Genomic DNA, 14,424 nt, shown 5'->3' with positions numbered 1-14,424 from the left:
CCTTTCCCCCTACCCGCGCGGACGCAGGTCCACGATCCGCCGGATCTTCCCCACCGACCGCTCCAGCGACTCCGGGTCCACGACCTCGACGGCGACCGAGACGCCGACACCGTCCTTCACGGCCGTGGCGATCGCGCGGGCGGCCCTTTCGCGGCCCTCCGGCGTGGCGTCCGGGCGGGCCTCAGCACGGACGGTGAGGGCGTCGAGGCGGCCCTCTCGGGTCAGCCGTAGCTGGAAGTGCGGGGCGACCCCCGGCGTGCGCAGCACGATCTCCTCGATCTGGGTGGGGAAGAGGTTCACCCCGCGCAGGACGACCATGTCGTCACTGCGCCCGGTCACCTTCCGCATCCGCCGGAACACCCGTGCCGTGCCCGGCAGCAACCGGGTCAGGTCCCGTGTCCGGTACCGGATCACGGGCATCGCCTCCTTGGTGAGCGAGGTGAACACCAGCTCGCCCTCCTCGCCCTCCGGCAGCACCTCGCCCGTGAGCGGATCCACGATCTCCGGGTAGAAGTGGTCCTCCCAGATGTGCAGCCCGTCCTTGGTCTCCACGCACTCCTGGGCCACTCCGGGGCCGATCACCTCCGACAGCCCGTATATGTCGACCGCGTCGATCGCGAACCGCTCCTCGATCTCCCGGCGCATCTCCTCCGTCCACGGCTCGGCGCCGAAGATCCCCACCCGCAGGGAGGTGCCGCGCGGATCGACGCCCTGCCGCTCGAACTCGTCGAGCAGGGTGAGCATGTAGGAAGGGGTCACCATGATGATCCCCGGCCGCAGGTCCTGGATCAGCTGCACCTGGCGGGACGTCATGCCGCCGGACGCGGGGACGACCGTACAGCCGAGCCGTTCGGCGCCGTAGTGGGCGCCCAGGCCGCCGGTGAACAGACCGTAGCCGTACGCCACATGGACCGTGTCGCCGGGGCGGCCGCCCGCCGCACGGATCGAGCGGGCCACCATGTCCGCCCACAGGGACAGGTCGTTCTCCGTGTACCCGACGACCGTCGGACGGCCGGTGGTGCCGCTGGAGGCGTGGATCCGGCGGATCTGCTCGCGCGGCACGGCGAACATGCCGTACGGGTAGTTCTCGCGCAGGTCCGCCTTGGTGGTGAAGGGGAACCGGGAGAGGTCGGCGAGGTCGCGGCAGTCGTCCGGGTGGACGCCCGCCTTGTCGAACGCCTCCCGGTAGAAGGGGACATGGGCGTAGGCGTGCCGCAACGAGGCCCGCAGCCGCTCCAGTTCAGCGCGCGCAGTGCGTCCAGGCCGAGCCGTTCGCCCTCGTCCCGCAGGTCCCTCGCATCCACCACGGACGCCTCCCTCGCCGACTGTGCCAACCGTGCCAATCGGACGACCGATCATTCGGTAGCCGCCTCACGGATCATTGATCCAGACGTACGCCGGTGGGGCAAGGGGCCGGGCCGCACTTTCCCGGCCTCCGGTAACGCCGTTGCGTCCGGACCCGCCCGGCGCCGAGGATCGGCGCATGCCGATCTTCACCGCGCCCGACGGAACCCCGCTCGCCTACCACGTCCGGGGCGAGGGCGAGCCCCTCGTCGTCCTGCCCGGCGGGCCCATGCGGGCCTCGGAGTACCTGGGCGACCTCGGCGGCCTCACCGCCCACCGCCGCCTGATCCTGCTCGACCTGCGTGGCACCGGCGACTCCGCGGCCCCCGCGGACCCGGCGACGTACCGCTGCGACCGGCAGGTCGAGGACGTGGAGGCGCTCCGCGCCCACCTGGGCCTGGAGCGGATGGACCTCCTGGCGCACTCGGCGGGCGGCAGCCTCGCCATGCTCTACGCGGCCCGCCATCCCCGGCGCGTGGCCCGACTCGTCCTCGTGACGGCCATCCCCTGGGCCCTCGGCCGGCCCGCCACCCCGCAGGAACGGCTGGCGGCGGCGCGCCTGCGCGAGGCCGAGCCGTGGTTCACGACGGCCTTCCCCGCGTTCGAGGCATGGGTGACCGGCGTGGCCGGGGACGACGTCGACCTCGAGGCCGTCGACGCCTTCTTCCACGGCCGCTGGGACGACACCGCCCGCGCCCACGCGGCAGCCGCCGACGAGCAGACCAACGACGACGCGGGGGAACGCTTCCACGACCCCGCCGCCTACGACCCGCCCGCCCTGCGGGCCGCCCTCGCCCACGTGGACGCCCCCGTGCTGGTGCTCGCCGGCGAAGTGGACGGCGGTCCCCGTCCCGGACTGGCCCGGATCGTCGCCGACGCCTTCCCGCGCGCCGAGTTCGCCGTGCAGCCGGGAGCCGCCCACTACCCGTGGCTGGACGACCCGAAGTGGTTCACCGCCCGCACCGAGGCCTTCCTGACCGGCACCGGCACCGGCTCGCCCCGGCCCACGGCGGGGTAGGGCGGACGGCCCCGCCTCACCCGTCCGCCGCCACCGCCACGTCCCGCGCCCACCGGTAGTCCGCCTTGCCGCTCGGCGAACGGCGGACGGACTCCGTGATCACCAGCTGACGCGGGATCTTGTACCCGGCGAGGCGGGTACGGCAGTGGGTCTGGATGTCGTCCAGGGAGGGCCGCGGCGCGCCCGTGCGCAACTGGACCACCGCGGCCACATGGCTGCCCCAGGTCGCGTCCGGCACCCCCGCCACCAGGGCGTCGTACACGTCCGGATGCGCCTTGAGGGCCTGCTCGACCTCCTCGGGGTAGACCTTCTCGCCGCCGGTGTTGATGCACTGCGAGCCCCGGCCGAGGACGATCACCACTCCCTCCCCGTCGACCGTGGCCATGTCACCGAGCAGCACCCAGCGCTCACCGTCCTTCTCGAAGAAGGTCTCGGCGGTCTTCGCCGGGTCGTTGTAGTAGCCGAGGGGGACATGGCCGCGCTGGGCGACCCGGCCGACCACGCCCGCCGTGACCGGCTCGCGCGTGACCGGATCGACCACGCACGTACGGGAGTTGACGCGCACACGGAAGCCGCGCTCGGGCCCCGAGTCGTCCGTTGCCGTGCCGTTGAAGCCGGACTCCGAGGAGCCGAAGTTGTTGAGCAGCATCGCGTTCGGCAGGAGCGCCCGGAACTGGCCGCGCACCGTGTCCGACATGATCGCCCCGGACGAGGAGACGCTGAACACCGACGAGCAGTCCGTGCCCTTCAACGGGCCCTGGAGCGCGTCGATCAGCGGCCGGAGCATCGCGTCGCCCACCAGGGAGATGCTGGTGACCTTCTCCTTCGCCACGGTCCGCAGCACTTCCTCGGGCACGAACTTGCGGTGTACGACCACACGTTGGCCGAAATAGAAGCCGATGAACGCCGTCAGGGTGGAGGTGCCGTGCATCAGCGGGGGAGTGGGGAAGAAGGTGATCCCCGACCCGCCGGCCGCGACCCGCTCGGCCAGTTCCTCCGGCTTCTTCACCGGCTCCCCGGTCGGCGCCCCACCGCCCAGTCCCGCGAAGAACAGGTCCTCCTGACGCCACATCACCCCCTTGGGCAGCCCGGTGGTGCCGCCCGTGTAGATGATGAACTGGTCGTCGGCCGAGCGCGCCGGGAACCCGCGCCCGGGGGAGCCGCCGGCCTCGGCGTCCGCGAAGGGAACGGCCGCGAGGGATGCGTCCGGGCCCGATGCGTCCGGGCCTGCCCCGACCCGGATCAGGTGCCGCAGCTCCGGAACCTGCGGCAGAGCCCCCGCCACCCGCTCCGTGAACTCCGCGTCGAAGACCAGCGCGACCAGATCCGCGTCCCGGTAGAGGTAGACCAACTCCTCCTCGACGTACCGGTAGTTGACGTTGACCGGCACGATCCGCGCCTTGAGGCAGCCGAGCACGGTCTGGAGGTACTCGACCCCGTTGTAGAGGTGCAGCCCGAGATGTTCGCCGGGACGGACACCACTGTCGAGGAGGTGATGGCCGATCCGGTTGGCCGCCGCGTCCAGCTCGGCATACGTCAGCCGGCGTTCCGCGCCCGTCCCCGGATGGTCGACGTACACCAGGGCCTCACGGTCCGGCACCACGTCGACGACCGACTCGAACAGGTCGGCAAGGTTGTACTCCACCGTTCCTCCTGACCTCGGACCGGGCCTGGCTCTGCTGACGGTTGCCGGTCATCAGAGCAAAGGGCGCACCAAGTGGGAAGGGCCCGCACCAAGAAATCTGACTGACTGTCAGAAAACCCTTGAAGTGCCTTCTCCACTCCTGCAACCTGTTCTCGTTCTGGACGTGGCAGGCAGACGGGAGACGGCCGTGGGCGGTACGGAACACCTCACCGTGCGGCGCGAAGGCGCCACACTCGTACTCACCCTCAACAGGCCGGAGGCGAAGAACGCGCTCTCACTGGCCATGCTCGTCGGCCTCTACGACGGCTGGCTCGAGGCCGACGAGGACGACTCGGTCCGCTCCATCGTGTTCACCGGCGCGGGCGGCACCTTCTGCTCCGGCATGGACCTCAAGGCCCTCGCCGGAAACGGCATGGAGGGCGAGCAGTACCGCGACCGGCTCCAGGCCGACCCCGACCTGCACTGGAAGGCGATGCTGCGCCACCACCGCCCCCGCAAACCCGTGATCGCCGCCGTCGAGGGGTACTGCGTCGCAGGCGGCACCGAGATGCTCCAGGGCACCGACATCCGCGTCGCGGGCGAGTCCGCCACCTTCGGCCTCTTCGAGGTGCGCCGCGGACTGTTCCCGATCGGCGGCTCCACCGTCCGCCTGCCGCGCCAGATCCCGCGCACCCACGCCCTGGAGATGCTGCTCACCGGACGGCCGTACACCGCGCGCGAGGCCGCCGCGATCGGGCTGATCGGCCATGTGGTCCCGGACGGCACGGCCCTGGACAGGGCCCTGGAGATCGCCGAACGCGTCAACGCCTGCGGCCCGTTGGCCGTCGAGGCCGTGAAGGCGTCGGTGTACGAGGCCGCCGAGACGACCGAGGCGGACGGCCTCGCCGCCGAACTCCGGCGCGGCTGGCCGGTCTTCGCCACCGCCGATGCCAAGGAAGGCGCCCGCGCCTTCGCGGAGAAGCGGTCACCTGTCTACAAGCGTGCCTAACGAGGGAGTCCCCGTGCCCGAAGTCCTCAAAGCACCCCTGGTCGTCGAGTTCCCCTTCACCCGCTCCCTCGGCCCGGTCCAGAGCGCCTTCCTGACCGGCCTGCGCGAACGCGTCGTCCTCGGCGTGCGCACCACCGACGGCCGCACCCTCGTCCCGCCCGTCGAGTACGACCCGGTCACCGCCGAGGAGATCCGTGACCTCGTCCCCGTCGGCGTCACAGGCACCGTCACCACCTGGGCGTGGAACCCCGCACCGCGCCGCGGCCAGCCGCTGGACACCCCGTTCGCCTGGGTCCTCGTGCGACTCGACGGCGCCGACACCGCCCTGCTGCACGCGCTCAACGCCCCCGGCCCCGACGCCGTCCACACCGGCATGCGGGTCCGCGTCCGCTGGGCCGAGGAACGCTCCGGCGCCATCACGGACATCGCCTGCTTCGAGCCGTACGACGGGGATGCCCCCCAAGTCCCCGCCCACGCGGGCGAGTTCGAGGACCCGGTGGCCGGCATCGTCGCCGCCGCCCGGCTCGACTACACCTACTCGCCCGGCCGCGCCCAGACCGCCTTCATCACCGCCCTCGCCGACCGCAGGCTCGTCGGCGAGCGCTGCCCGTCCTGCCACAAGGTGTACGTCCCGCCCAGGGGCGCCTGTCCCACGTGTGGCCTGGCCACATCGGAACAGGTGGAGGTGGGTCCCCGTGGCACGGTCACCACCTTCTGCATCGTCAACATCAAGGCGAAGAACCTCGACATAGAGGTCCCCTACGTCTACGCCCACATCGCCCTCGACGGCGCCGACCTGGCCCTGCACGGACGCATCGGCGGCGTCCCCTACGACCAGGTGCGCATGGGCCTGCGCGTCGAAGCGGTGTGGACGGACGGCGCCCGCTATCCCGACCACTACCGGCCGACCGGCGAGCCCGACGCGGACTACGACACCTACAAGGAGTTGCTGTGACGCGTGAGATCGCGGTCGTCGCCTTCGCGCAGACCGACCACCGGCAGAGCATGGCGGAGCTCTCCGAGGTGGAGATGCTGATGCCCGTCCTGCACGAGGTCCTGGGCCGGACCGGCCTGAAGACCGCAGACATCGACTTCACCTGCTCCGGCTCCAGCGACTACCTCGCCGGGCGCGCCTTCTCCTTCACCCTCGCCCTCGACGGCGTCGGCGCCTGGCCGCCGATCTCCGAGTCGCACGTCGAAATGGACGGCGCCTGGGCCCTGTACGAGGCATGGGTCAAGCTGCGCACCGGCGACGCCGACACCGCCCTCGTCTACTCCTATGGCAAGTCGACGCCCGGCCCGCTCCGGGACGTCCTCACCCGCCAGCTCGACCCGTACTACATGGCCCCACTGTGGCCCGACTCCGTCGCCCTCGCCGCCCTCCAGGCCCAGGCCCTCATCGACGCGGGCGACATCGACGAGCCGGCACTGGCAGCCGTCGGAGCCCGAAGCCGCGGCGCCGGCAGCGCGGGCCAGGGGTACTACGTCGTACGCCCGCTGCGGACCGGCGACTGCCCGCCGGTCGGCGACGGCGCCGCCGCCGTGATCCTCGCCGCCGGGGAACGGGCCCGGGAGCTGTGCGAGCGCCCCGCCTGGATCCGCGGCATCGACCACCGCATCGAGGCCCACGCGCTCGGCGTCCGCGACCTGACCGACTCGCCCTCCACCCGCCTCGCCGCCCAGAAGGCCGGCGTCTTCGAACGGCCCGTCGACACCGCCGAGCTGCACGCCCCCTTCACCTCCCAGGAGGTCGTCCTGCGCAAGGCGCTGAAACTCGGCGACGACGTGCGGGTCAACCCGTCCGGCGGCGCCCTCGCCGCCAATCCGGTCATGGCCGCCGGACTCGTCCGCATCGGCGAGGCCGCCGCCCGCATCCACCGAGGCGAGTCCGACCGCGCCCTCGCCCACGCCACGTCCGGCCCGTGTCTGCAACAGAACCTGGTCGTCGTACTCGAAGGGGATCCGCGATGAGCAAGGAGCCCGTGGCCGTCGTCGGGATCGGCCAGACCAAGCACGTCTCCGCCCGGCGGGACGTGTCGATCGCCGGCCTGGTGCGCGAGGCGGCCCGACGCGCCCTCGACGACGCCGAGTTGACCTGGGCCGACGTCGACGCCGTCGTCATCGGCAAGGCGCCCGACTTCTTCGAGGGCGTCATGATGCCCGAGCTGTACCTCGCCGACGCCCTCGGCGCGGTCGGCAAGCCGATGCTGCGGGTCCACACGGCGGGCTCGGTCGGCGGATCGACGGCGCTGGTGGCGGCCAACCTGGTGGCGGCGCGGGTCCACGGCACCGTCCTGACGCTCGCCTTCGAGAAGCAGTCCGAGTCCAACGCCATGTGGGGCCTGTCCCTGCCGATCCCCTTCCAGCAGCCGCTGCTGGCGGGCGCGGGCGGCTTCTTCGCCCCGCACGTGCGGGCGTACATGCGGCGCAGCGGCGCGCCCGACACCGTCGGCTCCCTCGTCGCGTACAAGGACCGCCGCAACGCCCTCAAGAACCCCTACGCCCACCTCCACGAGCACGACATCACCCTGGAGAAGATCCAGGCCTCGCCCATGCTGTGGGACCCGATCCGCTACTCGGAGACCTGCCCGTCCTCCGACGGCGCCTGCGCCATGATCCTCACCGACCGTGCGGGCGCGGCCCGTTCGCCCCGCCCGCCCGCCTGGATGCATGGCGGCGCCATGCGCAGCGAGCCGACCCTGTTCGCGGGGAAGGACGCCGTGTCCCCGCAGGCCGGGAAGGACTGCGCCGCCGACGTCTACCGGCAGGCCGGGATCTCGGACCCGCGCCGGGAGATCGACGCCGTCGAGATGTACGTGCCGTTCTCCTGGTACGAACCCATGTGGCTGGAGAACCTCGGCTTCGCCGCCGAGGGCGAGGGCTGGAAGCTCACCGAGGCCGGGGCGACCGAGCTGGACGGGGACCTGCCCGTCAACATGTCGGGCGGTGTGCTGTCCACCAATCCCATCGGCGCCTCCGGCATGATCCGCTTCGCCGAGGCGGCCCTCCAGGTGCGCGGACAGGCCGGAGAACACCAGGTGGACGGGGCCCGCAGGGTCCTCGGGCACGCCTACGGCGGCGGCTCGCAGTTCTTCTCCATGTGGCTCGTGGGCGCGGCCCCGCCGCAGTCCTGAAAGGTCCCCCTCGCGTGCTCTGTCGGCACCAGGGACCGATCGCTAGGCTGGCCGCGGACGACGAACCGGGAGGAGCACGGACGTGGCCGAGAGCACCATCCAGCAGCAGCCGCTCACGGGCTGGGACAAGCCGGAGCTGGACCTCAGCAGCGCCGAGTGGCAGTCCAGCAGCCAAGGTCGGGGGGATGTCCAGATCGCCTTCGTCGAGGGATTCATCGCGATGCGCAACAGTGGCCGCCCCGAGAGCCCTTCCCTGATCTTCACGCCCGCCGAATGGGGCGCGTTCGTGTCGGGGGCACGTGAGGGGGAGTTCGACCTGACCTGAGGCCGCCGACCGCCGAACCGGCGGTGTCACCCCTCCTTTTTCCGGACACGCGACCGGTGAGAGCCGGCCGGGGCGGACGCCTGAGCCAGGCTGGCCCCAGAAGCACCCAGGTCGTATTTCCGGAGGTGAGGACCATGAGCACCCTGCCGGTCGCCGTGGCGGTCGACGGTTCCGAGGACAGCCTGCGCGCCCTCTACTGGGCCGTGGACGCCGCACGCAGACGCGGAACAGCGCTCCGCGTGTGCCACGTACGCCACTACGCCGCCTGGACGCAGCCCGGCGCGCCCCTGATCATGCCCCCGCCCCCGGACGAGGATCCGGTCCTCACCGACGCCCGCGCCCGGCTGGAAGGGACCGCGGACGGCACAGAAGTGGAGTACGTCGGTCTGGACGGGGCCCCCGGCGCGCTGCTGCCCGAACTGGGCGCCGAGGCCGAACTGCTGGTGCTCGGCTCCCGGGGCCGGGGCGGCTTCGCCAGCCTGCTCCTGGGCTCGAACGGCATGACCGCCGCCCGCGACGCCGAGTGCCCCGTCGTGATCGTGCCCCGGCCCGGCCGCGAGGTCGAGGGCCCGCCGCCCGAGCCCGGCCGACGGGTCGTCGTGGGCCTCAACGTGGACGGCCCCGACGACGCCACGCTCGCCCTCGCCTTCACCGAGGCCGCCCTGCGCGACGCCCGCCTCCAGGTGGTCGCCGCCTACCCATGGCCCGTCCAGACCTGGACCGCCGCCCCCGGCGAACTCCTCCCTCCCGCCGTCGACCAGGACGCCGTCGAACGCGAGACGCGCACCCTCGCCGACGGCTTCCTCGCCCCGCACCGGGAGCGCCACCCCGAGGTCCGCGTGGAGCCCTGCCCCGCACCCGGCGACCCGGCCGGCCATCTCGTCGCCGCCTCCCGGGACGCCGAGCTGGTCGTCGTGGGCCGTCACCGCCGACGCCTGCTGGCCCCCGCCCGCCTGCTGGGCTCGGTCACCCACGCCGTTCTGCTGCACGCGGCGAGCCCGGTGGCGGTGGTGCCACCGACGCCCGCCGAGGAATGAGAGCAACCTTCTAATGGGTACCCGTGGCTCTATCATTAGCCGCATGCAGGACGCCCTCTCCGGCGACAGCCGCCTCGCCCTCGACCTCGCACTGACCGTCCGGCACGACGGTCACGGCGGGGTGGCCGACGACCTCACCGACCCCGCAGGACTCACCACCTGGGTCCGGGCCCACGCCGACGACCTCCCGGCCGCTCCCGGCTACGCCGCCGACGCCGGCGGCCTCACCGCCGTACGCGACCTGCGCGCCGCCGTCCGCGCCCTGTTCGCGCACGCCGTACGGCCCGGCGCGCCGAGTCCCGCCGACGCCACCCGGCTGCTGCCCCTGCCCGAGGCTCTGGACCGCGTCAACGCGGCAGCCGCCCGCCTGCCCACCGTCCCCGTCCTGCACTGGACCGAGGGCGCCGAACCCGGCGTCCACCGGAGGCCCGTACCCGGCGGCGGCGACCTCACCGCCGCCCTCGCACAGGCCGCGATCGCCTTCCTGACCGGCCCCGACCGGCAGCGCCTGCGCGCCTGCCACGCCCCGCGCTGCGTCCGCTACTTCCTCAAGGAGCACCCGCGCCAGGAGTGGTGCAAGCCGTCCTGCGGCAACCGTGCCCGAGTGGCCCGCCACCACGAACGCCACAAGCAGCCCTCGTAGTCCGCGAGGTCCTGACCGGTCGGGCACCATTCGCCGGCCATGGGTGCGCCCAGGGGCGATCAGTGGGGAACCGTGCCCCGGGAAAAGCGGCGCAACCCACCGGTAACAGGCGGGCGCCCGGCCGACGCCGACCGCCCCCGTACACGTACCATGGCGGCATGTCGTTCCTCCGCCGCCGCAGTGCCACGCCCGCCGGGCCCGACTTCGACGTCCTGGCCATGGACCCGGGTGACTGGCCCGGCAATCTCGGTGCCGGCCTGCTGCCCGCCCCCGACGGGACGTGCCAGGGAGTCTTCCTGCGTTACGACCTCTTCGGCGGCCGCGGCCCCGCGATGATCATCGGCAACCTCCCCGAGGGCTCGCCGGCCCGTGAGATCGCCGAGGACGAGGTCCCCTTCGAGGTGGCCCAACTGCTGCTCGCGCTGGAGAACGACGAGGAGGTGACCGTCGTCGGCACCGAGGACATGCCGGTGATGCAGGGCGACAACCTCCTCATCGTGCGCCGTCTCAAGCTCTCCGAGAGCCGCATCTCCTGCGTGCAGTTCGACCGCAGCGACAACGTCCTGGTGACCATCGCCGCCTGGGACCGCCCCATCACCGACGACCTGTACGCCCTGCTGAAGCCGCTCCCGGCGGAGCTTTTCCAGCAGGGCTGATGCGGACCCACGGCAGCTACGGCGTGGCCGGCCGCACGTCCGCGGCCCGGACGAACGCCACCCGGTGCCCGTACTGGATCTCGTAGTACAGGTCCTTGCCCACGACCACCCGGTGCGCGTCGGTGGCGAAGGTGACCGCGTAGTAGTACTCGCCCGGCACCTTGTCACCGGCCACGTACTTCTGGCCCGCCGGCAGCCGGTACGGCAGCGGCGACACCGACTGGACGGGCACGCCCGCCGGGTACGCCGACGCCTCCGGGTAGGCGCGCCCGTAGACCGGCACGCTGTCCACACCGTCCTTCGGGGTCACCAACAGCCCGTTCGCCGGCACGGCCGTCGGTTGCGCCGCGGGGTTCCTGAACCAGGCCTTCTGGCCCAGGTACCAGATCGCCGTCCAGTCGCCGAAGCGGTCGGCGACCGCGTACTGCTGGCCGGTGGAGACCCGCGAGGAGATGTCGTTCACGCCCGTCGTCGGGGTCGTGCCCAGGCCGACGTCCTTGATCAGGGGCGCCTTCTCGTCGTGGTCGGAGTACAGCCGCACCGCGCTCGACCCGTGCGCCGCGCACGGCTCGCCCTTGGCCGTGCAGCCCGTGTACACCGGCTGGTTGGCGGCGTAGTCCGGCAGGATCGTCACCAGCCCGGCGTTCTTGCGTGCCGTCGCCTTGAAGGGACGGCCGAGCAGCTCGAAGTAGTGCCGCCAGTCCCAGTACGGCCCCGGGTCGGTGTGCATGCCCGGCACGGTCCCCGTGGTAGGGCCGGGCACGGTGTCGTGCCCCAGGATGTGCTGCCGGTCCAGCGGAATGCCGTACCTCTCCGCCAGGTAGGCCACCAGGCGCGCCGACGACCGGTACATCGCCTCCGTGTACCAGGAGTCCGGGAAGGCGAGGAAGCCCTCGTGCTCCAGGCCGATCGACTTGGAGTTGATGTACCAGTTGCCCGCGTGCCAGGCCACGTCCTTCGCCTTCACATGCTGGGCGATGTGGCCGTCGGTGGAGCGCAGGGAGTACTGCCAGGACACGTAGGTGGGGTCCTGGACCAGGTCCAGGACGCCCTCCCAGCCGCCCTCGGTGTCGTGGACGACGATGTACTCGATCGACTGGGACGCTGGGCGGTCGCCCAGGTCGTGGTTGCCGTAGTCGTTGTCGCCGAACTGCTCGTACGGCGCCGGGATCCACTCGCAGGAGACGGAACCCGGGCACTCGGTGCCGGCCGCGGACGCCGTGCGCAGGCCGGTCCGCCGCAACTGCCCCGTGTCCGGCGCCAGGCCCGGCCGCGCGGCCAGCGCCACCAGCTGTCCGGCGTCCGTGGTGCGCTCCTCGCCGGTGCGGATCACGTCGTACACGTCGTTCGCGTACGCGGCGGCCGTCGCGGTGTCGTCGGCGCCGGAGAAGCGTGCCACCGCGCCGTACCAGTCCGCCGGATCGGCGGTCAGCGGCTCGCCCAGGTCCCGCTGCGCGGCGGCGAGCAGGGCGGCACCGCCGGTCACGTTGGCGGCAGGGTCGGTGCGCAGCTCCTGCGGGCTCAGGCCGGTCAGCTCCGCGGCCTCGGGGAGCGTCCTCAGCCGGGCCGGGATCTCGGCGTCGGCCGGGAGCGGTGCCTCGGGGTGCAGCGGGGCGCGGGCGTCGTCGCCGCGCGGGTCCTCCGTGCCCTCGCTGTGGTGCGGTGCCGTGGCGAGGGCGGTGCGGGCGTCCGTGAGGTGCATCGGGCCGTAGCCGCCGGTCACGCTCGGCGCGCCGCCGTGCGCGTCCCAGCGGGACTGGAGGTAGGAGACGCCCAGCAGCACGCTCTGCGGCACCTGGTACTCGGCGGCCGCGGCGGCGAACGCCCGCTGCAGCCCGGTCGTGGACTCCGCCGCGACGACCGGGGAGGGGGACGCGGCGAGCAGCGGGAACAGCAGAGCCGCCGAGGCTACGGCGCCGGCGGCTCTGCGGGTGCGTGCGGGTCTCGGGGAGCGTGCGGATCTGGGGTGGGTGACGGATCCTCGCAATGCGGCCTCCTGGGACGAGCGGGTGGGGCGGGGCGTGCGGGGCCGGACGTGGCTCAGTGGTACCGGCTTGCCGACGATCCGTCAATCATGCCCACAGCGAGGCGATTTCCCATGTCAGCAGGGGTCGGGCGAGTTTCGTGGCGGGTGGGTGCGTGGCCTGCGGGGCGCCACCGGCCTACACCAGTGGCTCCCCGTGACGCGTGGCGAACCGGGACGTGCGAAGGTCCGCGGTACGCCGCCGCTCTGGCGCACCGCGGATCTTGCTCCCTTCGGCAGGTACTGATCAGCGAATGCGGATCTGTTACCGCCGATCAGCGGGTGCCGACCGCCGCCCGGACGGCCCGGCGGGCCATCTGGCAGTCGTCGTGCAGCCGCCGCAGCAGCAGCCGCTGCTCCTCGCCGGTCGGCGCGGCACCCGGATGGGCCGGCCCCGGAGCAGTAGGTGTCGGGTCGTGCATCGAACGCTGCACGGCCGTCTCGTAGGTACGGATCTCCCGGGTCAGCACCAGCATCAGGTTGACCAGGAAGGCGTCACGCGAGGCCGGGCCCGCCGACTGGGCGATCTGGCTGATCTGACGGCGTGCCGTCGGCGCCTCACCGAGGACCGACCACAGCGTCGCCAGGTCGTAGCCCGGCAGATACCAGCCCGCGTGCTCCCAGTCCACCAGCACTGGACCGGCCGGTGACAGGAGCATGTTGGACAGGAGGGCGTCGCCGTGGCAGAACTGGCCCATGCCCTGCCGGCCCGCGGTCGCCGCGATGCCGTGCAGCAGCTTCTGGAGGTCGCCCAGATCCCGGTCGGTGAGCAGCCCCAGCTCGTGGTACCGGGAGATCCGGGCCGCGTAGTCCAGTGGGGCGTCGAAGGTGCCGGCCGTCGGCCGCCAGGCGTTGAGCCGGCAGATGGCGCCGAGCGCCGCCCGGATGTCCGCGCGGGGCGGGGCGTCCGCGGGATGCCGTTGGAGGGCCGCCACGCGTCCCGGCATCCGTTCGATGACGAGGGTGCAGTTGTCCGGGTCCGCCGCGATCAGCCTCGGCGCCCGCACAGGGGGGCGGTGCCGGACGAACGTGCGGTACGCCGCTATTTCGTGCCGGATCCGCTCGGCCCACACGGGCGAGTGGTCCAGTAAACACTTGGCGACTGCCGTGCTGCGTCCCGTCGTACCGATCAGGAGCACGGAACGGCCGCTGCGGCGCAGAACCTGCACCGGGGCGAACTCCGGGCAGATCCGGTGCACCGACGCGATCGCCGTGCGTAGTTGGGCGCCCTGAGGGCCGGACAGATCGAGTCTCCCGCTGACGGGCTGTGTGCCGAGCCCCGCGGGGCGCCGGGCGCCGCGGCCCGCGCCGAGCACGGGGGGTGCCGGCCGGGCGGGGTCAAGGTAGGGGCCGCCGCCGCCCGGGCGGGAGTGCAGCGACCGGGGCGGGGCGGACACGGAGGACGATGCTGCGTACATGGGAGAAACAGATCCCTTCGTGTGCCTGCGACGTCAATGCGCTGCCCGGCCCGGCCTGCCGGGTACACCCTGGGGAATGTCCCTCGGCGACCGGGTCGGGGTGGCGCATTCCTACCTGACACCTGTTGCCCAGTGGCACACCATCTGGCGCACCCTGGCGAACCCTGGCGAATAGTCGCCCGGCAACTTGCAC

General features: G+C 72.6%; 12 protein-coding genes and 1 pseudogene. 9 read left to right on the top strand and 4 right to left on the bottom strand.

The window, feature by feature from the left end:
- Nucleotides 1-9: 9 nt before the first annotated feature.
- Nucleotides 10-1,307, bottom strand: a pseudogene (gene paaK, locus ACFWJX_RS17775) (phenylacetate--CoA ligase PaaK).
- 176 nt (nt 1,308-1,483) lie between these two features.
- Between paaK and ACFWJX_RS17770 the strand changes: the two are divergent.
- Nucleotides 1,484-2,362, top strand: coding sequence for an alpha/beta fold hydrolase (locus ACFWJX_RS17770; protein WP_383243490.1), 879 nt, complete (start codon nt 1,484-1,486; stop codon nt 2,360-2,362).
- 16 nt (nt 2,363-2,378) lie between these two features.
- Here ACFWJX_RS17770 and ACFWJX_RS17765 read toward each other — a convergent pair whose 3' ends face one another.
- The gene (locus ACFWJX_RS17765; RefSeq protein ID WP_383243488.1) at nt 2,379-4,007 is read right to left on the bottom strand and encodes an acyl-CoA synthetase; all 1,629 of its coding nucleotides are present in this window, start codon (nt 4,005-4,007) and stop codon (nt 2,379-2,381) included.
- Between the two features lie 187 nt (nt 4,008-4,194).
- On the opposite strand from ACFWJX_RS17765, the gene ACFWJX_RS17760 reads away from it, so the two are divergent.
- The 8 genes from ACFWJX_RS17760 (at nt 4,195) to ACFWJX_RS17725 (ending at nt 10,790) form a co-directional block, all read left to right on the top strand.
- A complete protein-coding gene (locus ACFWJX_RS17760) occupies nt 4,195-4,995 on the top strand; it encodes a crotonase/enoyl-CoA hydratase family protein (protein ID WP_383244016.1) in 801 nt (266 codons plus the stop codon).
- Between the two features lie 13 nt (nt 4,996-5,008).
- Nucleotides 5,009-5,950 carry a Zn-ribbon domain-containing OB-fold protein gene (locus ACFWJX_RS17755; RefSeq protein WP_383243486.1) on the top strand — a complete coding sequence of 314 codons (942 nt, stop codon included), beginning with the start codon at nt 5,009-5,011 and terminating at the stop codon, nt 5,948-5,950.
- Nucleotides 5,947-6,966 carry a thiolase domain-containing protein gene (locus ACFWJX_RS17750; RefSeq protein WP_383243482.1) on the top strand — a complete coding sequence of 340 codons (1,020 nt, stop codon included), beginning with the start codon at nt 5,947-5,949 and terminating at the stop codon, nt 6,964-6,966. Before ACFWJX_RS17755 ends, ACFWJX_RS17750 begins: the two co-directional genes overlap by 4 nt.
- On the top strand, nt 6,963-8,129 hold the full coding sequence (locus ACFWJX_RS17745) for a thiolase domain-containing protein (RefSeq protein WP_383243479.1): 1,167 nt from the start codon (nt 6,963-6,965) through the stop codon (nt 8,127-8,129). Before ACFWJX_RS17750 ends, ACFWJX_RS17745 begins: the two co-directional genes overlap by 4 nt.
- 82 nt (nt 8,130-8,211) lie before the next feature.
- Nucleotides 8,212-8,454 carry a DUF397 domain-containing protein gene (locus ACFWJX_RS17740; RefSeq protein WP_030787453.1) on the top strand — a complete coding sequence of 81 codons (243 nt, stop codon included), beginning with the start codon at nt 8,212-8,214 and terminating at the stop codon, nt 8,452-8,454.
- A gap of 134 nt (nt 8,455-8,588) precedes the next feature.
- The gene (locus tag ACFWJX_RS17735; RefSeq protein WP_383243477.1) at nt 8,589-9,491 is read left to right on the top strand and encodes a universal stress protein; all 903 of its coding nucleotides are present in this window, start codon (nt 8,589-8,591) and stop codon (nt 9,489-9,491) included.
- Between the two features lie 43 nt (nt 9,492-9,534).
- Nucleotides 9,535-10,134, top strand: coding sequence for a CGNR zinc finger domain-containing protein (locus tag ACFWJX_RS17730; protein ID WP_383243474.1), 600 nt, complete (start codon nt 9,535-9,537; stop codon nt 10,132-10,134).
- Between the two features lie 158 nt (nt 10,135-10,292).
- Complete coding sequence (locus ACFWJX_RS17725) at nt 10,293-10,790, top strand: hypothetical protein (protein WP_383243471.1); 498 nt, start codon at nt 10,293-10,295, stop codon at nt 10,788-10,790.
- 16 nt (nt 10,791-10,806) lie between these two features.
- Here the strand turns inward: ACFWJX_RS17725 and ACFWJX_RS17720 are convergent, their stop codons facing one another.
- Both ACFWJX_RS17720 and ACFWJX_RS17715 read right to left on the bottom strand, forming a co-directional pair.
- Nucleotides 10,807-12,777, bottom strand: a complete 1,971-nt coding sequence (locus ACFWJX_RS17720) for an N-acetylmuramoyl-L-alanine amidase (RefSeq protein WP_383243468.1) — start codon at nt 12,775-12,777, stop codon at nt 10,807-10,809.
- Nucleotides 12,778-13,088: 311 nt separating this feature from the next.
- Nucleotides 13,089-14,231 carry an aminoglycoside phosphotransferase family protein gene (locus tag ACFWJX_RS17715; RefSeq protein ID WP_383243465.1) on the bottom strand — a complete coding sequence of 381 codons (1,143 nt, stop codon included), beginning with the start codon at nt 14,229-14,231 and terminating at the stop codon, nt 13,089-13,091.
- Nucleotides 14,232-14,424 lie beyond the last annotated feature (193 nt).

Origin of the sequence: Streptomyces sp. NPDC058335, assembly GCF_042723915.1 — a bacterium.
In the GTDB taxonomy this organism is placed as follows: Bacteria; Actinomycetota; Actinomycetes; order Streptomycetales; family Streptomycetaceae; genus Streptomyces.
Note: the sequence above shows the minus strand (reverse complement) of the source record. Positions and strands in the feature narration are given on the sequence as shown.